The sequence below is a fragment of the Bradyrhizobium sp. AUGA SZCCT0283 genome, from assembly GCF_018130385.1.
Lineage (GTDB): Bacteria > Pseudomonadota > Alphaproteobacteria > Rhizobiales > Xanthobacteraceae > Bradyrhizobium.
The window spans coordinates 99,135-122,183 of record NZ_JAFCLU010000012.1 but is presented as its reverse complement, the minus strand read 5'-3'; the positions used below and the strand labels follow the sequence as shown (position 1 = coordinate 122,183).

General features: G+C 64.8%; 21 protein-coding genes. 8 read left to right on the top strand and 13 right to left on the bottom strand.

Annotation, left to right across the window (positions count from 1 at the left end; genetic code table 11):
- The first annotated feature begins 33 nt into the window (after nt 1-33).
- Entirely contained in the window at nt 34-546 is a 513-nt protein-coding gene (locus JQ624_RS18335) for a GNAT family N-acetyltransferase (RefSeq protein WP_212420308.1), read from the top strand.
- A gap of 48 nt (nt 547-594) precedes the next feature.
- On the opposite strand, the gene JQ624_RS18330 is transcribed toward JQ624_RS18335, so the two are convergent.
- From JQ624_RS18330 to JQ624_RS18300, 7 genes are all read right to left on the bottom strand, one after another.
- Nucleotides 595-2,382: a cation:proton antiporter gene (locus tag JQ624_RS18330; RefSeq protein ID WP_212420307.1), complete on the bottom strand. Its 1,788-nt coding sequence runs from the start codon at nt 2,380-2,382 to the stop codon at nt 595-597.
- A 125-nt stretch (nt 2,383-2,507) separates the two neighbouring features.
- Nucleotides 2,508-4,898 (bottom strand): TonB-dependent receptor, encoded by a 2,391-nt coding sequence (locus tag JQ624_RS18325; RefSeq protein ID WP_212420306.1) that lies wholly within the window; start codon nt 4,896-4,898, stop codon nt 2,508-2,510.
- A gap of 104 nt (nt 4,899-5,002) precedes the next feature.
- Nucleotides 5,003-5,404, bottom strand: a complete 402-nt coding sequence (locus tag JQ624_RS18320; protein ID WP_212420305.1) for a DUF2946 family protein — start codon at nt 5,402-5,404, stop codon at nt 5,003-5,005.
- Between the two features lie 129 nt (nt 5,405-5,533).
- A complete protein-coding gene (locus tag JQ624_RS18315) occupies nt 5,534-7,597 on the bottom strand; it encodes a hypothetical protein (RefSeq protein WP_212420304.1) in 2,064 nt (687 codons plus the stop codon).
- Nucleotides 7,598-7,600: 3 nt separating this feature from the next.
- Complete coding sequence (locus JQ624_RS18310) at nt 7,601-10,411, bottom strand: DUF4159 domain-containing protein (RefSeq protein ID WP_212420414.1); 2,811 nt, start codon at nt 10,409-10,411, stop codon at nt 7,601-7,603.
- Complete coding sequence (locus JQ624_RS18305) at nt 10,411-11,355, bottom strand: DUF58 domain-containing protein (protein WP_212420303.1); 945 nt, start codon at nt 11,353-11,355, stop codon at nt 10,411-10,413. Before JQ624_RS18305 ends, JQ624_RS18310 begins: the two co-directional genes overlap by 1 nt.
- Nucleotides 11,355-12,353, bottom strand: coding sequence for a MoxR family ATPase (locus JQ624_RS18300; RefSeq protein ID WP_212420302.1), 999 nt, complete (start codon nt 12,351-12,353; stop codon nt 11,355-11,357). Before JQ624_RS18300 ends, JQ624_RS18305 begins: the two co-directional genes overlap by 1 nt.
- A gap of 258 nt (nt 12,354-12,611) precedes the next feature.
- On the opposite strand from JQ624_RS18300, the gene JQ624_RS18295 reads away from it, so the two are divergent.
- From JQ624_RS18295 to JQ624_RS18275, 5 genes are read left to right on the top strand one after another with little or no spacing between them, the layout of a single operon-like run.
- Entirely contained in the window at nt 12,612-13,223 is a 612-nt protein-coding gene (locus tag JQ624_RS18295) for a DUF1285 domain-containing protein (protein WP_212420301.1), read from the top strand.
- An 8-nt stretch (nt 13,224-13,231) separates the two neighbouring features.
- Nucleotides 13,232-13,894, top strand: coding sequence for a CoA pyrophosphatase (locus JQ624_RS18290; protein ID WP_409334346.1), 663 nt, complete (start codon nt 13,232-13,234; stop codon nt 13,892-13,894).
- Complete coding sequence (locus JQ624_RS18285; protein WP_212420299.1) at nt 13,891-14,154, top strand: DUF6111 family protein; 264 nt, start codon at nt 13,891-13,893, stop codon at nt 14,152-14,154. Before JQ624_RS18290 ends, JQ624_RS18285 begins: the two co-directional genes overlap by 4 nt.
- Nucleotides 14,151-15,410 carry a CCA tRNA nucleotidyltransferase gene (locus tag JQ624_RS18280; RefSeq protein ID WP_212420298.1) on the top strand — a complete coding sequence of 420 codons (1,260 nt, stop codon included), beginning with the start codon at nt 14,151-14,153 and terminating at the stop codon, nt 15,408-15,410. Before JQ624_RS18285 ends, JQ624_RS18280 begins: the two co-directional genes overlap by 4 nt.
- On the top strand, nt 15,407-16,168 hold the full coding sequence (locus JQ624_RS18275; protein ID WP_212420297.1) for a TSUP family transporter: 762 nt from the start codon (nt 15,407-15,409) through the stop codon (nt 16,166-16,168). The genes JQ624_RS18280 and JQ624_RS18275 overlap by 4 nt, the downstream gene beginning before the upstream one ends.
- Before the next feature lie 32 nt (nt 16,169-16,200).
- Here JQ624_RS18275 and JQ624_RS18270 read toward each other — a convergent pair whose 3' ends face one another.
- From JQ624_RS18270 to JQ624_RS18245, 6 genes are all read right to left on the bottom strand, one after another.
- The gene (locus JQ624_RS18270; protein WP_212420296.1) at nt 16,201-16,929 is read right to left on the bottom strand and encodes an HAD family hydrolase; all 729 of its coding nucleotides are present in this window, start codon (nt 16,927-16,929) and stop codon (nt 16,201-16,203) included.
- A 143-nt stretch (nt 16,930-17,072) separates the two neighbouring features.
- Nucleotides 17,073-17,327, bottom strand: coding sequence for a YodC family protein (locus JQ624_RS18265; protein ID WP_212420295.1), 255 nt, complete (start codon nt 17,325-17,327; stop codon nt 17,073-17,075).
- 75 nt (nt 17,328-17,402) lie between these two features.
- A complete protein-coding gene (gene hemF / locus JQ624_RS18260; protein ID WP_212420294.1) occupies nt 17,403-18,290 on the bottom strand; it encodes an oxygen-dependent coproporphyrinogen oxidase in 888 nt (295 codons plus the stop codon).
- A 119-nt stretch (nt 18,291-18,409) separates the two neighbouring features.
- On the bottom strand, nt 18,410-18,775 hold the full coding sequence (locus tag JQ624_RS18255; RefSeq protein ID WP_212420413.1) for a 6-carboxytetrahydropterin synthase: 366 nt from the start codon (nt 18,773-18,775) through the stop codon (nt 18,410-18,412).
- 34 nt (nt 18,776-18,809) lie between these two features.
- Nucleotides 18,810-19,442, bottom strand: coding sequence for a 7-carboxy-7-deazaguanine synthase (queE, locus tag JQ624_RS18250; protein ID WP_212420293.1), 633 nt, complete (start codon nt 19,440-19,442; stop codon nt 18,810-18,812).
- The gene (locus JQ624_RS18245) at nt 19,439-19,924 is read right to left on the bottom strand and encodes a tRNA (cytidine(34)-2'-O)-methyltransferase (RefSeq protein WP_212420292.1); all 486 of its coding nucleotides are present in this window, start codon (nt 19,922-19,924) and stop codon (nt 19,439-19,441) included. The genes queE and JQ624_RS18245 overlap by 4 nt, the downstream gene beginning before the upstream one ends.
- 280 nt (nt 19,925-20,204) lie before the next feature.
- Here JQ624_RS18245 and petA point away from each other — a divergent pair, with 280 nt between their 5' ends.
- Together petA and JQ624_RS18235 are read left to right on the top strand one after the other, a co-directional pair.
- On the top strand, nt 20,205-20,735 hold the full coding sequence (gene petA, locus JQ624_RS18240; protein ID WP_212420291.1) for a ubiquinol-cytochrome c reductase iron-sulfur subunit: 531 nt from the start codon (nt 20,205-20,207) through the stop codon (nt 20,733-20,735).
- Between the two features lie 65 nt (nt 20,736-20,800).
- Nucleotides 20,801-22,873, top strand: coding sequence for a cytochrome c1 (locus JQ624_RS18235; protein WP_212420290.1), 2,073 nt, complete (start codon nt 20,801-20,803; stop codon nt 22,871-22,873).
- Nucleotides 22,874-23,049: the final 176 nt, after the last annotated feature.

Genomic DNA, 23,049 nt, shown 5'->3' with positions numbered 1-23,049 from the left:
GCGCCGCCGGCAGATGCTATCCCGCGCCCCATCATGAGCGAACTTGACGTCACCATCCTGCCCGAAACACCAAAGGACGCGCAGGCGATCGAACGCCTGCACGAGCGCACGTTCGGTCCCGGCCGTTTCGTGCTGAGCGCCTACCGCCTGCGCGAGCATGTCGATCACCTGCTCGACCTCTCGTTCACGGCGCGGATCGGCACATTGCTGGTCGGCTCCGTGCGCCAGTTGCCGATTTGTATCGGCGACAGGCCGGCCCTGATGCTCGGGCCGTTGACGGTCGAGCCGCCGTTCCGAAAGCGCGGCGTTGGTCGCATGCTGCTCGACCGCTCGCTGCAGGATGCCAAGGCCAAGGGCCATCGCCTGGTCATTCTGGTCGGCGACGAGTCCTATTACAGCCGCGTCGGCTTCAAGGTCATTCCGAAGGGACGGGCGATCATGCCGGGTCCCGTCGACTACAGCCGTTTGCTGGTGGCCGAATTGGTCGAGGGCGCCTTCGACGGCGTCTCCGGCGATATCCGGCCGGACTGGAGCAAGGCGCGGTAGCGTAGCGCGTCGGCCGGGACGGCCGAGCCGCCCGGCGTCGTTCTCAGGTCAGCGTTTCCTTTTGACGCCAGTCGTCTCTCCCACAGGCCGGGTACCTCCCGCGGCCTGCTGCAACTCGTGCCGGAATTCCTCGCGCTTTTCGTGGATGGACGCGACGACCAGTCCCATTGCCACGCCGAGGCCGATCAGGGCCGCTTCGGACAACAACAGGCTTGCTTCGATGGTCTCGGGCACCGCGTCGGTAACGCCGATCTGATAAAGATGCCGCGCATGCTCCGCGTCGCGGGCGCGCGACACTATCAGCATGTCTTGCCTGAGCGCGCGGACCTGCGCGACAATTTCGTCGATGCCCTTGGCTTCGCTGATGGTGACGATGACCGCCGCCGCGTCCATGAGGCCGCAGCTCTTCAAAAACTCCGGATTTGTCGCATCACCATAATAAACGGTGCGGCCCTGCCTTCGCTGCTCCGGAACGGCCGCAGCGTCATTATCGACGGCAATGTACTGGAATTTGTGCCGATCGAGCATAGAGCAGACGACCTGTCCCACCCGGCCATGTCCGATGACAATGGCATGGTTGGTGCCTCCGCTCGGTGCAACGGTCAGCTCGGGGTCGAGTTGCCTGTCTTCGTGCATCATTGGCGCGAGCCGCCGCGCCACATGGGAAAGCGCAGGAATGAGCAGCATGGTCAGCGACGTCAGCGCGACCGTGAAGCTCGACACCTTGGCATCGATCAGACCGAGCGTTGTCGCCATGCCGATGCCGACGAAGGCGAACTCGCCGCCCGGGCCGAGCAGGAGGCCCGTTTCGATGGACGCTCGCCAGGAAAGGCGAAACAGCCGGGTGAGGGCGATGAGGATGATGGATTTTACGGCAACGAGTCCGACGGCGCTTCCAAGCAGCCAAACGGGATCGCGGGCAAGCTCGCGGAAGTCGATGTTCATGCCGACCGTAAAAAAGAACAGGCCCAGCAGGAGTCCCTTGAAAGGATCGATGGCGGTCTCGATCGCCTTGCGGAATTCGGTCTCGGCGAGCAGCAGGCCGGCTATGAAGGCGCCAAGCGCCATCGAGAAGCCGGCCGCGGCGGCGGCCACCCCGGCTGCGACGATCACGAACAGCGTGGTGGCCACGAACAGGTCGCTCATGCCCACGGATGCGACCAGACGGAACAGCGGCCGCATCACCACGCGGCCGACGACGACGATCACGCCGAGCGCGATAGCGGCGTTAGCGAGCGCCAGCAGGAGTGTGCCAACAACCGAACCGGATTCGCCGGTGCCGAAAATCGAGATGAACAGCAGGAGCGGCACCACCGCCAGGTCCTGCGCCAGCAGGATCGCGAAACTGGCGCGGCCAGCGGTCGTGTTCAGCCGTCCCTGCCTGGAAAGCACTTCGACGACGATGGCGGTCGACGACAGCGCCAGGCAGGCACCGACGATGAGCGGCACCGGCGGCTTGCCGCCCGCAAGGATCACGGCGGCGCCGATTGCGGCTGTGGAGAACACGATCTGCAGGCTGCCCAGTCCGAAAACCAGGCGGCGCATCGTCTTCAACCGCTCATAGGACAGTTCCAAGCCGATCAGGAACAGCAGGAACACGATGCCGAGTTCTGCGATACCGGCGACGTTCTTGGCGTCAACCACGATGAACCAGTACAGGAACGGGAATTGGCCGATAAACGAGCCGAGTCCCAGGGGACCGAGGATCGCGCCCGCTACGAGATAGCCGAGGACGGGATTGAAGCCGAACCGGCGCACCAACGGAATGACGATGCCCGCGGTGCCGAGCAGGACGAGGGCATCGCTGTAGACGGGAATGTTGATCGGCGAGGCCATCTATCCGTGTTCGTCAGCTCGCGTCGGGCAAGGCATATCCTGAACGGTGCGATATCGGGTATCCAACATCATCCATGCCGACGTTAGCTGGTACCACCAGCTAACGCCACCCGTCAGCACCTGCTCTAGAACTTCAGATTGGCAAACGCGCGCACGCCGATGCCCGGCATGAGAACCTGGTCCTTGGTGTAGGACACCGAATTGCGGATGTTCTCGTTCAGCAGGTTGTTGCCGACGAGACCGACCGTCATTTCCCGCGCGCCGAACCAGGATGGATCGAGCTTCGTCCTGTAGCTGACCTCCGCCTTCAACAGATTATAGCCCGCGGTCTGTGTCTCGCCGATCGGGGCGATGTCGTTCTGCGCGAAGGCATGCAGCAGGTTGATCCGCGTCAGCCAGTTGGCATCGCGCCAGAACAGGCCGCCACCCACGCGCACCGGCGGGATACGCGGGACATTGGTGCCGTCGCTGAAGGTCGCGCGCACCACGTCGAACTGGTTCTCGATGCCCCAGATGCCGCCGTTGAGCGGGCCGATGTCCAACTGGCTCTGGAACTCGCCGCCGCGGAAGGTGGCGTCACGCTGCGAATAGATCGCCTGATTCAACTCGAGCGGAGCAGCCGGATCGGCGGGCCCGACACAGGCGACATCCTCGCAGGTGTTGCCGGTGAGGCGACGGTAAATGAAGCCGTTGAACTTGGTGTAGTAGGCCGTCGCTTCGAACCTGAAAGGCCCGGTCGCCCGTCGCAAGCCGATCTCGATTGTCTTGGCGGTTTCGAGACCCAGGTTGGGATTGCCGATATCGAACGTGCCGGTGGCGTCGTGCGCGCCGCGCGAGAACAATTCCGCAGGCTTCGGCGCGCGCTCGACATATTGAGCGGTGATGCTGGCAACCAGCTGGCCCGGCAAATTCTGGATCAGGCCGATGCTCGCGCTCTTCGGCGTGAAGTTCAGGCTGCGTGCGATCGGCGGACCGATATCGCCGGGATTGGCGTTGAGGTCGAACAGATCAGGAATGAACGACGGCGTCGTCCCGCTGAGGCTGACATGCTCGATGCGGCCGGCGATCTGCGCCTTGGTGGTCTCGCTGAACTTGAGTTCGTTGAAGGCATAGCCCGCGACCTTGGTGTTTTTGTTCGGATCCCACAATCCGTTGAGCGGACTGCCGGGATCGTCCGGACTTGGCGCCGTCAGTTGCTGGTGGCTTGCCTGCAGGCCGAACGCGGTCGTGACGGCGGCAAAGCGTGCGTTGAACGGCGCCATCTGCAGCTCGACGCGGCCTTCCTGTTCCTTGTTGGTGAAGGTCTGGCGCACGCCTGTTGACGAGAGATCGGCGGGATCGGCGAGGCCGATTTCGTTGTGCTTGTAGTCGGTCGCGCTGGCCCAGAACCTGACGGCATCGATCGCCGCCGCGTCCGGCCGGTATTCGCCCTTGGCCGAAAACTTGGTCTGGTGCGCGTCGATACGGGTCTGGTGATCGGCGCCGTCGATGCCGGGGATGCGGTAGAGCGAATCGTTCTGCGTGATCGCGGCGCCGATGAAGCCGCCATGGAAGATGTAGGAGCCGCCGACCGAAGCGCCATCGGCTTGCGCGGCCGAGTTCGGTTGCTTTCCGTTCACGGGCCGCGTCTGGTCGAACAAATAGGGATAGCCTGGAATGCTGTAGTCGCCGGCCTTGCGGCCGTAGGCGTCGGCGTGGACGGCAAAATTGCCGCCGCCTGCATCGAGCAGGATACCGCCTTCGACGCCGCGATCGACCGAGCTGACGGCGGTGCGCGTCTCGACGGTCGCGCATGATGCGGATTGCGCATCCGCCAGCGGCGCTTTCGCTGGCAGCCCGTAGCTCTGGAACGGCGCGGCCGGGCAGGAGGGCAAGGCCTCCGGAATGCGGTTGTTGGTGGCGCTGACGACGCCGCCGATCGAGGTCGAGCCGTAGCGCAAGGCTGCGGGCCCGCGCACGACCTCGACCTGGTTGGTGGCGAGCGGATCGATCGGCACAAAATGATCCTCACCGAGATCGGATACGCCGCCGCCGCCGGTGCCGTTCTCGACGATGCCTACCCTGTTGACATCGAGTCCCCGGATGATCGGCCGGCTGGAGGCGCCCGGCGCGAAGCTGGAGCCGGTGATGCCGGGTTTTGAAAACAGGAGATCGCCGAGCGTCGCGCCGCCGGAACGGCGGATTTCCTCGTTCGGCACGACCGTGACGGTCGCGAACTGATCAGTGACGACGGGCAGCACGCCCTGTTGGGGCGCGGCGGCGACCGGTGCGGCCTGCGGCTCTGCCGCCGGTTGCCGGTTTTGGCCGGGCGCGGTGCGGGCGACGCGCGCCGGCGTTCGCGACGGCGCGGGTTTGCGCCGCACGATCGGGCTCGGCGCCGTCACGGTGATTTCAGGCAGTTGTGTCGAGGCGGATGGCGCTGCCGCATCCTGCGCCATCGCGCCGTCCGCCATCGCGCACAGCAACAGCCAGCTTGCTCCACCGAAATGGAACGCTCGTTTCTTCTTTGATGTCATTGTCCCGATCCTGATTCCGTCGATGTGCGACGGATCGATTCCGATTTTCCCTCGGGAAACCGCGCTAGGCGGCAATCCCTCGGGAGTGCATCAATCAATCGAGGTCAGGAGACGGGAGGCGCGCGGGACTGGAACGCGGGATGCAGCGAGCCGAGATGCGTGAACTCGGCGCCGGCGGTCAGGTGCAGCAGCTCGACCGCCTGCGGCAGCTCCAGTAGCGGCGGCGTGGCGAACAGGAAATTGTTCGCCAGCGAGAGGACGGCGCAGATCGCGCAGTCGGAGGTTTGCTGATCGGTATCGTGGTTGGACGGCAGCTGTGCGGCTTCGGAGTGCGCCCCCGGCGTGGCGAGCGTGGCGGCAATGGCGAGATCGCCATCCGTCAGGCCGAGCCGAACCGTCTGCGCTGCCGCCCCATGGAAGTGCCCGAACGACAGCGCAAACTGGATCGCGAGCGCAAACAGCGCCAGCCGCGAGCCGGTTTTCACGTGTTTTCGGAACCAGTTCATCCGGGTCGTCCCAATGTTATATTATAACATCGGAAGGGAAGCGCGAAGTCAACCGCAGTGCAGGTGGGCATCACTGAAACGGCGAGCGTTGTGTGATTGATGCAACGATCGGGCTTGCGAGGCTAGCGCTCAGCGCCCCTCGCGCACCCAGGTCGCCGCGAACGCGCCGAGCAGCAGCAAGAGCCCGACAAGCCCCGCGAACATCGGCAGCACGCCGACGCCCTTGACGACGCTGGCGTCGCGCATCTTCACGCCCATCCAGCCGTCGCCGTGGAAGATGCCGGAGGCACGCACCGGGACCACGCGCGGAAGATCGATGCTGCCGCCATCGGCCACGCGGCGTGCATCGCCACCGGTCGCCTGCGCCAGCGGCTTCAGCATCTCGGTAGTGGACGTGACTTCCGAAAATTCCTTCGGGTTGGTCGGCCCGACATTGATCAGGGCTTTCAGCGCGCCGTCGGTTGCCTGCCACAGCCCGAGTTCGTTGGCGGGAAGGGTGGAGCGCCAGGTGCCGGGCTCGCTTGCGGTCAGCGTGAGTTCTTTCGTGGCGCCACTCGGTGACGTCACTGTTACCGGCGGCACGTTGTCGGCCATGGTCTGGCGCAGCACCACGAGATCCTTGCCCTGGATCTGCAGGCGCAATGCTTCCTCATCGAGCTCGGGCTGCTTCATCAGCCAGTGCGAGGTCCGCCGCAGCAGATCCAGATGTGGTCCACCGCCCTCATAGCCGCGCGCCCATAGCCAAATGTGGTCCGACAGCAGCAGCGCGACCCGGCCTTCGCCGAAGCGCGACAGCAACAGCAACGGCTTGCCGTCGGCGCCGGTCATCACCGGCGCGCCGATCGCATTGCGCGTATCCACGGTGCGGAAGAAGCGGCTCCAGCGCGGCGGCTCGCTGGCGGAGCCTTCGAGGCCGCGCGTCACCGGATGGCGTTTGCCGGCGTCGCTTAAGTGCGCATAGAACGGTTTTTCAGTGACGCCGACCGGCTCGGCCGGCAGCACCGTGTCCAGCGGCGTGCGCCAGATGCTGGTGGTGGAGGCGTAGTCGGGGCCGGCCGACACCAGCACCGCGCCGCCGGCGCGGACATAGCGCGCGATATTGTCGAAATAGGCGATCGGCAGCACGCCCTGGCGGGCGTAGCGGTCGAAGATGATCAACTGGAATTCGTTGATCTTCTGCTGGAACAATTCGCGCGTCGGAAACGCGATCAGTGACAATTCGTTGATCGGCGTGCCGTCCTGTTTCTCCGGCGGGCGCAGAATCGTGAAATGCACGAGGTCGATGCTGGCGTCGGATTTCAGCAGGTTGCGCCAGGTGCGCTCGCCGGAATGCGGCTCGCCGGATACCAGCAGCACGCGCAGCTTGTCGCGCACGCCCTCGATCGCGACCACGGCGCGGTTATTCACCAGCGTCAGCTCATTCTCGAGTGGCGAGGCCTCGATCTCGACGATGTTCGACCCGGCATGCTTGATATCGACCTCGACATTGGAGGTCTGGCCGCTCACGAGCGTGCGCTCGCTGATCACCTCGCCGTCGCGGCGCACCACGATCCTGGCGCGCTGGCCGCTAACGCCCTGATCATCGAGCCGGTAGGTGATGGTCTGGGGCTGTCCGACGATGCCGAACCGCGGCGCGGCGGAAATCGCGATACGGCGGTCGCGTTCGTCCTTAGCCCCGGTGACGAGCGCGTGCACCGGCGCCTGGAAGCCGAGGGCGGCGGCGTTGGCGGGAATGTCGTGCACCCGGCCATCCGTAATCAGGAACGCGCCAGCGACGCGGTCGACGGGAACGTCCGACAGCGCCGAGGACAGCGCGCCGAACAGTTTGGTGCCGTCGGTTTCGCCGTCGGCCTGTCCGGCCTCGACGACGCGGACTTCCAGCCCCTTGATCTTCTTCAGCGTGTCAACGAGGGCCTCCTGCGCCTTGGCCGTCTCCTGGTTGCGCGTGCCGAAGTTCTGGCTCGGGCTCTTGTCGATCACGACGGCGGCGACCGAGGAGAGAGGCTCGCGGTCCTCGCGGGTGAAGGAGGGGTTGGCGAGCGCCAGCAGGATCAGCGCCAGCGCCGCGACGCGCACGGCAGCCCCGCGCGACCGCCCGAGCAGCAGCAGCGCCGAGATCGCGACGATCGCGGCCAGCGCGATCCACAGCACGATGGTCGGAACGAGGGGGGTGAACGCGATGCCGTATTGCATGGCCTATTGCCCCAACCGCTCGATCAGTGCCGGCGCGTGGACCTGATCGGCCTTGTAGTTACCGGTCAGGGTGTACATCACGATGTTGACGCCGGAGCGGAACGCGAATTCGCGCTGGCGCGGCTCGCCCGGCGTCAGCGGCAGCATCGGCTGCCCATCCGGGCGGTGCGCCCAGGCGCCGGCGAGATCGTTCGAAGTGATGATGATGGGCGAGACGCCGTCGCCGCCGCGCGCCGGGCGCGAGGCTGCGTCGTCGTCGTCCTCGCGCGGCAGGGTCTCGACCCAGGTCTGGCCCGAGTTGAAGCGGCCGGGGAAATCGCGCAGCAGGTAAAACGTCTTGGTCAGCACGTGCTCGCGCGGCACCGGTTCCAGTTCAGGCACGTCGAGGGAGGAGAGAATTTCGCGCAAGGTGCGCATGCCCGGCGTCTGCGCCGCGCCGTTCTCACCCGGCGGCGCCTCGATGGCGTCGCGGGTATCGAACAGCACCGTGCCGCCCTGTTTCATGTAAGCGTCGATACGGTTGATGGCATCCTGCGGCGGCTTGGGCGCGCCCGGCACCACCGGCCAGTAGATCAGCGGAAAGAACGCCAGTTCATCGCGCGCGGGATCGACGCCGACGGGATCGCCGGCCTCCAGCGCCGTGCGCTGCGCGAGGAACAGCGTCAGTCCGGCCATGCCGGCCTTGACGATGGAATCGACGTCGGCATTTCCCGTGACGACATAGGCAAGGCGCGTCTGCGACACCGCCTTGATGGCGAAATCGTCGTTGCCCTGCGCGCGCGTCGGCGAAGGCGCGATCGAGGTTGCGGACAGGATCAAGGCCAGCAGAACGGCGGCAGGCGCCGTGCGCCGACGCCACAACGCGGCAAGGCCCGCGCCCAGCATCGCGACCACGATCGCGTCAATCAGGAACAGCACCAGCGACGACGACAGCAGAATGCCGCGCAAATCGCGCGGTTCGGCATTGGTGTAGCTGGCGCGCTGCGCGCGCAAGGCGGATGTATCGAGCGGCGCGATGCGATCGGCCGAGGCCAGCGTGTTGACCGCGATCGGGCCATCGGCCGAGCCGTAGAAGCCCGGCGGATGATCGGCCGTGGCGCGGTCGCGATAATCCGCCGGCATCGGCTTGGCGGTCGAGGGCGGCGGTCCAAATGCGCCGAAACCGTCGAGGGTGCGCAGCGGCGCCACGGTCTCGACATTCGTCACCTCGCTTGAAACGCCCGCACCGGGCTTTGCGGTGTAGCCGGACATATCGACCATCCGCCGCAGCATCTCGACGAAGCTGCCGGACATCGGCAGGTCCGACCAGCGCGAGTCGGCGCCGATATGGAACAGGCTGACAATGCCCTTGCCGCGATGCTCGCCCGTCACCAGCGGCGTGCCGTCTTCCAGCGACGCCCAGGTCTTAGTTGCGAGCACCGCATCCGGCTCGGCCAGCACCTGCCGGTTGACGGTGACGTCCTTGGGCACGGTGAGGCCAGCGAACGGGGCGTCGGCGGCGAAGGAAGCCAGATGCTGCGGCTTTTCCCAGGTCAGGCTGCCGCCGAGGATGCGACCGCCGCGTCGCAGTTTCACCGGCACCAAATCGTCATCGGCCTGCGCCAGACGGGGACCTGCGAAACGTACCAGCACGCCGCCCTGATCGATCCAAGCGTTCAGCCGCTCGCGGATTTCCGGCGACAGTGTGCCGACATCGGCGAGCACGATCATCGGCAGCCGCTGATCGAGGAATTGCGCGATCACCTGTTGCGGCGCGCCGCGATCGCCCAGCCGCACGTCTGCGAATGGCGACAATGCGCGGGTGAGGTAGAAGGTCGATGCCAATAGCGGCTGGGCGGTATCGCTGGTTGCGCCGGTGACGACGCCGACGGCGCGCCGCCGCCATCGCTTGTCGAGCAGTTGCACCGCGCCGGCTGATCGTTCGCCCGATATTTCCAGCCGCGAGATGTCGTTGCGCAGTTCGACGGGCAGATCGAACGCCGCTTCGCTCTCGCGATCCTGCATGCCAAATGCATAGCGCGCCTCGCCGATCGGCGAGCCCTTGGCGTCGATCGCGCGAACCACGCCGGCTGCGACGCCGCCGGTGGTGCGCAGCACCTTGACCGTCATCTTCGCCGCGGCGTTTTCGGCGGCGACCAGCGCCTGCGCCGGGGCCGCGCCGCCCTCGAACACTGTCAGCTTGCGGTCGCCGATGGTCTTGCCGAGATTTTCAACAAATTCGGCGCCGCGCCCGGTGTCGACGCCGTCGGACAGCCATGCGATCTCGGCATCGCCGGTGCTCTTCAGGAAACGCTCGAGCGAGCCGAGCGTGTCGACGCGGTCGACCGAATAGGGTTTTGGTGCAATCTGACGCAGCGCGACCCGCGCGGTGCCGGCCGGCATCAGTGTGATGTCGCGCGCGGTCTCGGAGAGCGGAACCAGTGCAACGCCGCGGCGGTCATTATCGGCGTTGGCGATCAGCTCGTCCGCGGCCTTGACCCGCGTGTCCCAGCTTGCAGCCGCGCTCCAGCCGTCGTCGAGCAGAATTACCAATGGCGCGTTGCTGCCGCCGACCCCGGTCTGCGGATTCCAGATCGGGCCTGCGGCGGCAAGGATGACCAGTGCGGCGGCGGCGAGGCGCAGCGCCGTCAGCCACCACGGGGTCCGCGACGGGGTTTCTTCCTTCGGCTTGATGTCGAACAAGAGCCGCGTCGGCGGAAACTCGATCCGCCTCGGCCGCGGCGGCATGACGCGCAACAGCCACCACAGCACCGGCAGGCTCAACAGGCCCAGCAGAAGCAGCGGTTGCGCAAAGGTGAGGGGGAGCCCCGCGATCATGCGCTACGCCCCGCCTTGACGGTTGAGCCGCGCGCGGTTCCCTTGGCTACCATCATGCCCGAATGCAGGAACAGCAGGAGTTCGGCGGCGGAACGGCTGGTGGTGTGGGTCGAGAATAACCAATCGAGCTTGTTGGTCTCGCTGCGGATCTCGTCGCGATGCAGTGCGACGCGCGCGACATAGTCGCTGGCCCAGCTCTCGGCGCGGCCGGCGGTGATGACGCCGAATCCTTCCGGCTCGACGAATTCGACCCGGCCGGCATAGGGAAAGGTTTCTTCGGCGGGATCGACGACCTGGATCAGGGCGCCGTGGGCGCCGGAGGCCGAAAGCCCTGCGAGCATCGTCCTGATCTCGCTCATCGGCGACCAAAAATCCGACAGCACGACAATTTCGGCCAGCGCCGACGGCACAAAGGACGGCGGCAGGCTCGCGCGCACCGCATCGTCGTGCAGCATCGCCTGCGCCATCTTGTCGATCACGTTGCGGCTTGCGGTCGGGTTCATCAGGCCGGGAATGCCGACGCGTTCGCCGCCCGAAACCAAGAGTTCGGCGAGTGCAAACGTAACGATCAGCCCGCGCTCCAGCTTGCTGTCGCGCGCACCCTTGGAAGCAAATGCCATCGACAACGAACGGTCGGGCCACAGCCACACGGTATGGGCGGCCTCCCACTCCTGCTCGCGGACATAGAGATGATCGTCGCGCGCCGAGCGCCGCCAGTCGACATTCTGCGACGGCTCGCCGGAGACGAAGCGGCGATACTGCCAAAAGCTCTCGCCAGCGCCGGCGCGGCGCCTGCCATGCAGGCCATGGATGACATTGGCGGCGATACGGCGCGCTTCGAGCACGAGACGGGGCAGCGATGCGGCGAGCGTTCGGCTTTCGCCATCGGCGCGTCGTATTGCTAGAATCTCCCTGGTCTCGTGGCTGGTCTCTGCGGCCATCAACCGATCCGCGTCTTCAATTGCCTGATTACGTCGGGAATGGTGCGGCCTTCCGCGCGCGCCGAGAAAGTGAGCGCCATGCGGTGCTTGAGAATGGGTTCGGCCAGATCGAGCACGTCGTCGATCGAGGGTGCGAGGCGGCCGTCGAGCAGCGCGCGGGCGCGGACCGCCAGCATCAGCGACTGGCTGGCGCGCGGGCCCGGTCCCCAGGCGATCAGCTTGTCGCCACCGTCCGGGTCGGGCCGCGCGGCGCGCACCAGCGACAGGATCGCCTCGACCACGCTGTCGCCGACCGGCAGCCGCCGCACCAGCCGCTGCGCCGCGATCAGGATTTCCGCGTCCATCGAGGCCTTGGCGAGCGTCTCGTCCGCGCCTGTCGTTTCAAACAGGATGCGGCGTTCGGCGTCGCGGTCGGGATAATCGACGTCGATCTCCATCAGGAAGCGGTCGAGCTGCGCTTCTGGGAGCGGATAGGTGCCTTCCTGCTCCAGCGGGTTTTGCGTGGCGAGCACGTGGAACGGTTTTGGGAGATCATGCCGCGCGCCTGCAACGGTGATGTGCTGTTCCTGCATGGCTTGCAGCAGCGCCGATTGCGTACGCGGGCTGGCTCGGTTGATTTCGTCGGCCATCAGGAGCTGGGCGAACACCGGTCCGGAGATGAAGCGGAACGACCGCTTGCCGGAATTGCTCTCGTCGAGCACTTCGGCGCCCAGAATATCCGACGGCATCAGGTCTGGCGTGAACTGGATGCGTTTGGCGTCCAGTCCGAGCGTGATGCCCAGCGTTTCGACGAGCTTGGTCTTGGCGAGGCCGGGAACCCCGATCAACAGCGCATGACCGCCGGACAGGATCGTCACCAGGGTGTTTTCGATCACCCGGTCCTGGCCGAAGATGACGGTGGAGATTGCCTCCTTTGCGGCGCGAATCTGACCGGCGACCTGTTCGGCCGAACGGACGATCGCATCCTCGAGTTTCTCGACACCGTCTGCACTCGCCATGTCTTTCTCCTTCAACCGTCTGACCGCTCCATGACACCGCTGGTTGCGTCGTCATGCCACGAACCTCATGCTAATCCTGTGCAAAGGCCATGTATTCGTTGAATTAAACTATCCCCACATTATCGGCATTTCGGGGTATGAACGGCATCACGATATGGCGACTTGATCCGCAATAATACGGACCAGATCGTCAGGAACACATATCGAAAGACGTGCACCAATCGTGCCAGATCGAGACGCTCAGACTCAGGGCAAACAATGGCGAAGCAAGGGCAAACCAGCGGCGAAGGCCTCGAAGGACTAACCGTCGCGGCGCGCGAAGCCTCCAATGCCACTCCGGCCGGCGAAGGGCTGCCTCCGGTGCATCTGTGGAATCCGCCGTTCTGCGGCGATCTCGACATGCGAATCGCCGGTGACGGTACCTGGTTCTACATGGGCACGCCGATCGGGCGGCCGGCGCTGGTGCGCCTGTTCTCGACCATCCTGAAGCGCGAGGACGGCAAGCACTTTCTCGTGACCCCGGTCGAGAAGGTCGGCATTCGAGTCGACGACGCGCCTTTCCTCGCGGTGGAGATGCAAAAAGAGGCTGCTGATCGCGGGCGGCTATTGCGCTTTCGTACCAATGTCGACGATTGGGTGCCATGCGATTCCGGACACCGCCTGCGATTCGAGATGGCGGCCGATGGCGGGCTGACGCCCTACCTTCACGTCCGCGCCGATCTGTGGGCGAAAGTGACCCGCGCGCTCTATTACGATCTGGTTGACATGGGGGAAGAGCGGGTGGTCGATGGTCAGCCGATGTTCGGCATCGAGTCCGGCGGCGAGTTCTTTACGATGGCGGACGCGAAGCAGGTGAGGGACGCGGTTTGAACGAGCCGATGCTGAAAAAGATGGAGGCGGCTCCGGTCAACTCGGCGGAATTTTTCGCGCGCAGCCAGGCCAGACTGAACTTCGACGTGCCTCCCGGCCTGATCGATCCCGATATCATTCCGAAAACCGGCGATGAGGGCAACGATCGCATGCTGGAGATCGTCGCGCGCGAGCAGCCGGTGCGCCCGGCGGCCGTGCTGATCCCGGTGGTCGATCACCGCGAGCCGACCGTGTTGCTGACGCAGCGCTCGCCGCATCTGTCCAGCCACGCCGGCCAGATTTCCTTTCCAGGCGGCAAGATCGACGCAACCGATGCTTCCCCTCTCGACGCCGCCCTGCGCGAGGCGGAGGAGGAAGTCGGCCTCAAGCGCGACTTCATCGAGCCGATCGGCTATCTCGACCTCTATGGAACCGCCTTCGGGTTTCGCATCCTGCCGACGGTGGCGCGCGTGAAACCCGGCTTCAAGCTGACGATCAACGAAGGCGAGGTGGTCGACGCCTTCGAGGTGCCGCTGGCGTTCCTGATGAATCCCGAGAACCATCAGATCCATTCCAAGGAATTCCGCGGCATGGAGCGCTCCTATTACGCCATGCCGTTCGCCGAGCGTTACATCTGGGGCGCGACGGCGGGAATTCTGCGCGTGTTGTATGAGCGGATTTATCTCGCATGATCCGTCCGGTCCTGACCGAGGTCGCGATTTTTCTGATCCCGTTCGCGGCCTATGCGCTGTTCCTGATCGCCACCCGTTCCGGAGTGCTGGTGTCCTCCTCCTGGCCGGCGCACCTTATCGCCAAACTGGTGCTGGGATCGTTGCTATTGGTCGTGATCAGCTTCGTCATGCTCGCGCAATTCTCCGGCGCACCGCCGGATTCGACCTACGTTCCCGCGCATCTCGAAAACGGCAAGCTGGTTCCCGGAGTCGAGAAATGAGCGAGGTCCGCGTGCTGTCTGACGCGCCCTGGATCAGATCCGGTCCGGCCGCGCGCGTGCTCGCATTGCTCAATGGCGATGGCGAGGAAGCCCGCGTGGTCGGCGGCGCCGTGCGCAATGCGCTCTTGAAAATTCCCCTGGGCGACATCGACATCGCGACCACGGCGCTGCCCGACGAGATCGCCCGCCGCGCCAAGGCAGCCGGCATCAAATGCGTGCCGACCGGCATCGACCACGGCACGGTCACGCTGGTCGTCGAATCGCATCCGTTCGAGGTTACGACCTTGCGCGAGGATATGGAGACCTTCGGCCGCAAGGCCAAGGTTGCGTTCGGGCGCGACTGGGTTCGCGATGCGGAACGGCGCGACTTCACCATCAACGGGCTCTCCGTCGATGCCGACGGCATCGTGCACGACCATGTCGGCGGGCTTGCCGATATCGAAGCCAAACGCGTGCGCTTCATCGGCGATGCCAACCAGCGCATCGCCGAGGATTATTTGCGCATCCTGCGCTTCTTTCGCATGCATGCCGCCTACGGGGCGGGTGAGCCCGACCGTACCGGATATCTCGCCTGCATCGACGGGCGCGCGGGACTTTCGAGCCTTTCCGCCGAGCGCGTGCGCATGGAAATGTTGAAGCTGTTGATCGCGGAAGGCGCCGCGGTGGCGGTGCAGGCGATGGCGGATGCTGGCCTGCTGCTGCCGATCTTCGGCGGCATCGCCTACACCGGGACGTTCGCGGCGATGATCGCGGCCGAACGCGCGCTGGGGCTGTCGCCGAACGCCGTGCGCCGGCTCGCCGCGCTCACGGTCGCCGTCACCGAGGACGCCAGGCGCGTTTCGGCGCGGCTTCGGCTTTCCAACGCGGAAACCAAGGCGCTGGACTCGATGGGCCATCGCTGGTGGCGGCTCGCCAGCAAGGACGACGCGCGGGCACGGCAGCTGCTCTATCGGCTCGGCGAGGATCCCTACCGCGACCGGCTGATGCTGGCATGGGCGCGGGCAGGGGGCGTCGGCAATGACGGCGCGCGCTGGCACCACCTCGCAACCTTGCCGCAGCGCTGGAGCGCGCCGAAATTTCCGCTGAGGGCGGCCGATTTCATCTCCCGCGGTATTGCCGAGGGCCCCGCGCTCGGTCACGTGCTGACGCTTGCGGAGAACGCCTGGTTGGCCGCGGATTTTCCGCTGGATGCATCCGCGCTTGCCGCGATCGCCGACCAGACCGCCGCCCGTTTCACTCGCGACCACCGGCTGTGAATATTCTCGCCGGCTTCGCCGACATTTCGCTCGGCCAGCTCGTGCTGGTTGGTGGCACGGCGCTGCTGGCCTCCATCGTCGGCGGCCTTGCTGGCTATGGCACCGGCGCCTTGATGCCGCTGGTGCTCGTGCCGCTGATCGGGGCCGAGCCCGTGGTGCCGATCATCGCGATATCGGCGATCATCACCAATATCAGCCGCTTCGTGGCCTATTTCCGTTACGCCGACCGGAGGCGCGCCCTGATTGTGATCGGGGCCGCCGCGCTGACCACCGCGCTCGGCGCCTACGGTTACACGCGGCTTAGCAGCGCGGGCGCGGCGCTGGTGATCGGCAGCATGCTGATCCTGAGCGTGCCGCTGCGCCGGTTGGCCAAGAAGCGCGAGATCAGGATTGGCGACACCGGCCTCGGTGTGAGCGCGGTGGGCTATGGCGTGGTGGTCGGCGGCACCTCAGGCTCCGGTGTGATCCTGCTGTCGCTGTTGATGGCGTCGGGGCTCGAGGGAGCGGCGGTGATTGCCACCGACGCCATGATTTCGGTGGTGACCAGCGTCATCAAGATTTCGGTATTCGGCCTGGCCGGCGTCGTCACCGCGCAGGTGCTGGCCTTTGCGCTCTTGATCGGCGCCATCGCGATTCCCGGCGCGTTCCTCGCAAAAGCCTTCGTCGAGCGCATGCCGGTGCATATCCACACGGCGATCCTCGATGCCGCCGTGATGGTCGGCGGCGTCGTCATGATCACGGCGGTGCTGCGGCACTGATCTAGACCGACAATGGAACTTCAACCGCTCTATCAACGCCCGCGGGGCAGCAGTTCCGTCAGCGAGCGGATGATGCGGTCGGGCTTCACGGTGGAATCCGGCGGCAGGCCGTCGCCATGCACGTCGATCCAGATGGCGTAGATGCCGAGCCGCTGCGGCGCCTCGACCTCCCATTCCAGATTGTCGCCGATCATCCAGGTTTCGGATGCGGTGACGCCGAGCGTCTGCATGGCGTGCAGATAGGCGCGCTCGTCCGGCTTGCCGAAACCGTGCTCGCCCTCGATCTGGATGTGATCGAAACGGTCGGACAGCGCAAAACGTTCGACCTTGGCGCGCTGGGCGCCGGCGGCGCCGTTCGTCACCAGCGCCAGCTTGACGCCGCGCGCCTTCAGTCCGTCGATGGCGTCATGCGCGCCGGGGAAGACGAACATTTCCTCTTCGCGGTAGGCGGTGAAGCGGTCGGCGAGCCGTACCGCAAGATCCTCGGGCAGCGTGTGGCCGCCTGCGGCAAGGGCGGCAAATCCGCGCGTGACGGTCACGCGCCGCGCCTCATCCAGCTTCAGCCGCCATTCGGCTCCCGCGACCGCCCAGAATTTGCGCGCGGAATCCAGAACGGCGGTAGCAACCTGCTGCGAGGTCAACGGCCCGAACTCGGCGGCGAATTCCGCGGCGACGTTGTGCCAGGCGATCTCGGGGCGGCCATAGGCTGACAGGATGGTGTCGTCCATGTCGATCAGCATGGCACGGGGCAGGTGGGTCATCGTTTCACGGCCATTTCGCTTCCAGCGCTGTCGACCGCGGGAAGCCGCGGTCGACTTGCCGCGAATATCAGATCCCCTGCACGGGGTCCAATTCCAGGAAACGACGTCGCCGGGCTGTGGATGCCGGACGACGCCGAAATCGCTCAGGCGACCTTGTTGTGCTCGTCCTCTTCGTCCTCTTCCTCTTCGTCGTCATCGTCTTCTTCGTCGTCTTCCTCTTCGTCATCCGACGTATCGTGCTCGGCGAGTTCAAGCACCGCCAATGGCAGCGTCTCGCGAAAGAGATCGCCTTCGTTGCCCATCCACACGCACGCAACATTGCCGTCGTTGACTTCCACCACGCTAAGCGGATGGCCGCCGGACTTCAGAATGACGACATCGCCCGGTTTCAAATCCATGATCTGCTCCTTGTAATGCATGACGCGATTCGCACCCTAGCGATCGGTCATGACAAGCCGATCATGACAGTCCAATCATGGCCACTTTACCTCCGGCGGCATCGACGAGAGAATAGAATCCACGTTGCCGCCGGTTTTCAGCCCGAAGATGGTGCCGCGGTCGTACAGCAGGTTGAATTCGACATAGCGCCCGCGCCGGATCAACTGTTCCTCGCGGTCGGCGGCGTTCCAGGGGAGGGCGAAATTGCGTCGGACGAGTTCGGGATAGATCTTCAGAAAGGCGCGGCCGACGTCCTGCGTGAAGGCGAGGTCGGCGTCCCAGTCGCCGGAATCGTGCCAGTCGTAGAAAATGCCGCCGATGCCGCGGGCTTCCTTGCGATGCGGCAAGTAAAAATATTCGTCGCACCATTTTTTGTATTTGCCGTAGTCGGCGACACCGTTCGATCCCCCGCAGGCTTCCTTCATCGCCTGATGGAAGGCCAGTGTGTCCGGGTCCTCCTGGGTGCGCCGCCGGTCCAGCACCGGCGTCAGGTCAGCCCCGCCGCCGAACCACGCCTTGGTGGTGACCACGAAGCGGGTGTTCATGTGCACGGCCGGCACATGCGGGTTCCGCATGTGGGCGATCAGCGAAATGCCAGACGCCCAGAACCGGGGATCGTCGGCCGCGCCCGGAATCTGTGCACGGAATTCCGGCGCGAACTCGCCGTGCACGGTGGAACAGTGCACGCCGACCTTTTCGAACAGCCGCCCGTGCATCATTGACATCACGCCGCCGCCGCCGGGCTTGCCGGTGTGGTCGGTGCGGTCCCAGGGCGTGCGCACGAAGCGTCCGGCGTCGCCGGGATAGAGCGAAGCCGGCGCATCGTCTTCCAGCCGCTCGAAGGCCGCGCAGATGTCGTTGCGCAAGGCTTCGAACCAGGCTCTCGCGCGCGTCTTGCGATCTTCAATCAGCGACACATCCATTCGGAATTCCCTAACCTTCCTCTACGTCATTGCGAGGAGCGAAGCGACGAAGCAATCCATTCTTTTCGCGGCACGATGGATTGCTTCGCTCCGCTCGCAATGACGGAAAAATCTATCTCCTAGCCTTGCGGCCCAAAGTAGGTACAGCTCTCGTTGCAACTGTCGCGATGAACGCTGACACGGGTGATCTTGCCGGCGTGCTGGACCCGTTCCCAGATGAACCGCGACAGGTTCTCCAGCGTCGGCGTTCCCAGCGCCTCGACCTTGTTCAGGAGCTTGTGGTCGAGCGTCTTGCGGACCTCTTCCATACTGCGTTCGAGCAGGCCGAGATCCAGCACCATGCCGGTTTGCCGATCGGGCGTGCCGCGCACGCTCACCTCGGCGCGAAACGAGTGGCCGTGAATTTCCTCGCTGGCCGCGCCGAAGGTCGTGCCCTTCAGCGAATGCGCGGCCTCGAAGCGAAATGATTTCGTCAGTTCCCACATCTTGAAAATCTGAATCCTATCTGATGCCAAGTGCTTATCTGATGCCGAGTGTCTTGTGCGTCTGCAGGCTGAGCCGCCATTGCGGATGGCGCAGGCAGTAGTCGACCGTGCGCGCGGTGTTTTCGATCAATTCGGGCCCATCCATCGGCTGCAGCGAAAAGCGTTCGAAATCGAGCTCCGCAAAATCTTCCGGCGCGGCGCCGGCCTGCGGATAGACCAGCTTCAATTCGTGGCCGCGGCGCACCACAAGGTCGGCGCCGGCTTTCGGGCTGACGCAGACCCAGTCCATCCCGTCGGGCGGTTCGATCGTCCCATTGGTCTCGATGCCGATGGCGAAGCCGCGCGCATGCAGCGCATCGATGAAGGGGCTATCGACCTGCAGCAGCGGCTCGCCGCCGGTCAGGACCACATAGCGGTTGGTATTGTCGCCGGTCCATTGCCCGGCGATGACGTCGGCGAGTTCGTCCGCCGTGGCATAGCGGCCGCCCAGCGTACCGTCGGTGCCGACAAAGTCGGTATCGCAGAACTTGCAGGTGGCGCCGGCGCGGTCCTGTTCGCGGCCGCTCCAGAGGTTGCAGCCGGAAAAACGGCAAAACACCGCCGCGCGGCCGGCGTGCGCGCCTTCGCCCTGCAAGGTCAGGAATATCTCTTTGACCGCGTAGCTCACACCTTCTCCCTGGAACCGATCTCGCCCGCCATCGGGTGATCCGTCTGCCGCAGCGCCTCGCCCAGTGCCATGGCGGCCGCCATGGCCACATTGAGCGAACGCAAGTCCGGCCTGATCGGGATCACCAGCCGCGCATCGGCAGCGGCGGCGACTTCAGCCGTGACCCCTGCGGATTCCCGCCCGAACAGCAGGACATCGTCCCGCCGGTAGCTGAAATCCAGATAGGAACCGGCTCCCTTGGTCGTAAACAGCACCAGCCGGAAACCCGCTTCGTTACGCCATTGCTCGAATTTTTGCCATGAGTCGTGACGAGTAAGCGCGACGTGATCGAGGTAGTCCATTCCCGCCCGGCGGAAATGCCGGTCCGAGGTCGGAAATCCGGCCGGCTCGATGATATGGGCGGCCGCGCCCAGGCATGCACACAGGCGCAGGATCGTCCCGGTGTTCTGAGGGATATCGGGCTGGAAAAGCGCAATCTGCATGGTGTCGAGACTTCGGAAGCGCGGGTGAAATGTATTGAATAAATCACGGTCGGGCGCGGATTTAGTGCATTGCACGCTTGCGAGCCGATAGCGGGCTTGCGCTCTTACGGCAAGGGTGCCAATAGAACGATTCTGGACTGCTTGTTCCGCCGGATTGGGGGAGGAAAAGCGGTTTTTCTGCCGCCGCGGGGGCCGCGGGCGCCGGCAGCCTCTTCCGGATCGCGCTTTTGGCGCCTCCGGGGCGGTTCCGCTGGCTGCAGATAAGAAAGGGCTTGGAATCGTGACGACAGCGTCTTCGGCGGACCATCCGACACGCCGTGATTTCCTTTTTGTTGCAACGGGAGCCGTCGCCGCCGTAGGCGCGGCTGCCACGGTGTGGCCGCTGGTTTCCCAGATGAACCCGGATGCCTCGACGATCGCGGCCGGCGCGCCGATTGAGGTCGACCTGGCCCCGATCGCCGAAGGACAGGACATCAAGGTGTTCTGGCGCGGCAAGCCGATCTACATCAGCCACCGGACCAAGAAGCAGATTGATGAGGCCCGCAAGGTGGCTGTATCGAGCCTGCCCGATCCGGAGAGCGACGAGCAGCGCGTCAAGGCCGGTCATGACCAGTGGCTGGTCGTGATCGGTATCTGCACGCATCTCGGCTGTATCCCGATCGCCCATGAGGGCGCTTACGACGGCTTCTTCTGCCCCTGCCACGGTTCGGTCTACGACACCTCGGGCCGCATCCGTCAGGGACCCGCGCCGAGCAACCTGCCCGTGCCGCCCTACACATTCGTTTCCGACACCAAAATCCAGATCGGCTAAGGGCTCGGACCTTGTCCGAGACCCCTTAACCCGTCGCGTCGTTTTACTTCCTCAGGATCGCATCAATGAGCGGACCATCCGATTTCCAGCCGACCAATCCCGCCTTGAAGTGGATCGAACGGCGCCTCCCGATCATGGGACTCATGCATTCGTCGTTCGTGGCGTATCCGACGCCGCGTAACCTGAACTACTGGTGGACGTTCGGCGCCATCTTGTCGCTGATGCTGGGCGTGCAGATCCTGACCGGCGTGATCCTGGCGATGCACTACACGCCGCATGCCGATCTCGCCTTCAAGTCCGTCGAGCTCATCGTCCGCGACGTCAATTATGGCTGGCTGCTGCGCAATATCCACGCCAGCGGCGCGTCGATGTTCTTCTTCGCCGTCTACATTCACATGTTCCGCGGTCTCTATTACGGGTCGTACAAGGAGCCGCGTGAAGTGCTGTGGATCCTCGGCGTCATCATCTACCTCCTGATGATGGCGACCGGCTTCATGGGCTACGTGCTGCCGTGGGGCCAGATGAGCTTCTGGGGCGCGACCGTCATCACCAACCTGTTCTCGGCCGTGCCGTATTTCGGCGAGAGCATCGTGACGCTGCTGTGGGGCGGCTATTCCATCGGCAACCCGACGCTGAACCGCTTCTTCTCGCTCCATTATCTGCTGCCGTTCGTGATCGCCGGCGTGGTGGTGCTGCACGTCTGGGCGTTGCATGTCGCGGGCCAGAACAATCCGGCCGGCGTCGAGCCGAAGACCGAAAAGGACACGGTGCCGTTCACGCCCTACGCGACCATGAAGGACATGTTTGGTGTCTCCTGCTTCATGCTGTTCTTCGCATGGTTTATCTTCTACATGCCGAACTACCTCGGCGACGCCGACAACTACAATCCTGCCAATCCCGGCGTGACGCCCGCGCACATCGTCCCGGAATGGTACTATCTGCCGTTCTACGCGATCCTGCGCTCGATCCCGAACAAGCTGGCCGGCGTGATCGCGATGTTCGGTGCGATCATCATCCTGGCGTTCCTGCCCTGGCTCGACAGCGCCAAGACGCGCTCGTCGAAATATCGTCCGCTCGCCAAGCAGTTCTTCTGGATGTTCGTCGTCGTCTGCATCGGGCTCGGCTATCTCGGCGCCCAGCCGCCGGAAGGCATCTATGTGATCGTCGGCCGCATCCTCACGGTCTGCTACTTCGCCTATTTCCTGATCCTGCTGCCGCTGCTCTCCCGGATCGAGAAGCCGCGTCCGGTACCGAATTCGATCGCCGATGACGTGCTGGCAAAGTCCGGCCGCAAGAGCGCGACCATGGCTTCGGCGGTGATTGCACTGCTCGTTGCGGGCGGATTGTTCGCCGGCAGCGTGCAGGACGCGCGCGCCGAGGATCATGGCGCTTCGCCGCCCGGACAGAAGTGGTCGTTCTCCGGCCCCTTCGGCAAGTTCGATCGCGGCGCATTGCAGCGTGGCCTGAAGGTCTACAAGGAGGTCTGTTCCTCCTGCCACGGCCTGTCCTATGTCGCGTTCCGCAACCTCGCCGATGCCGGCGGTCCCGGATATTCCGTGGCGCAGGCCGCGGCGTTTGCCTCCGAATACAAGATCAAGGACGGCCCGAACGATCAGGGCGAGATGTTCGAGCGGCCGGGCCGGCCGGCGGACTATTTCCCGTCGCCGTTCCCGAACGAGCAAGCGGCCCGCGTGGCCAATGGCGGCGCGGCACCTCCCGATCTGTCTCTGATTCCCAAGGCGCGTTCCTACAAGCGCGGCTTCCCGATGTTCCTGATCGACTTCTTTACCCAATACCAGGAGCAGGGTCCGGACTACGTGGCTGCGCTGCTGCAGGGCTATGAGGACAAGGCCCCGGCCGGTTTCAACCTGCCTGAGGGCTCCTACTACAACAAATATTTCCCCGGCCACGCCATCAAGATGCCGAAGCCGCTGAACGACGGCCAGGTCACCTACGACGACGGCTCGCCGGCGACGGTCGCGCAATACGCCAAGGACGTCACCACGTTCCTGATGTGGACGGCGGAGCCGCATATGGAGGCGCGCAAGCAGCTCGGCCTGCAGGTGTTCGTGTTCCTGATCCTGCTCACCGTGCTGCTGTACTTCACCAAGAAGAAGGTCTGGGCCAACGCCCACTGATCACTTCTTCATCGCGAATTTTCGGAAAAGCCCCTGCGGGGGCTTTTTTGTTGGGCAATGTCATTCCGGGGCGATGCGAAGCATCGAGCCCGGAATCTCGAGATTCCCCGGTGTGCAATTGCACACCTGAGGTCTGGTCCTTCGGACCATCCCGGAATGACGGAGCAACCCGATTG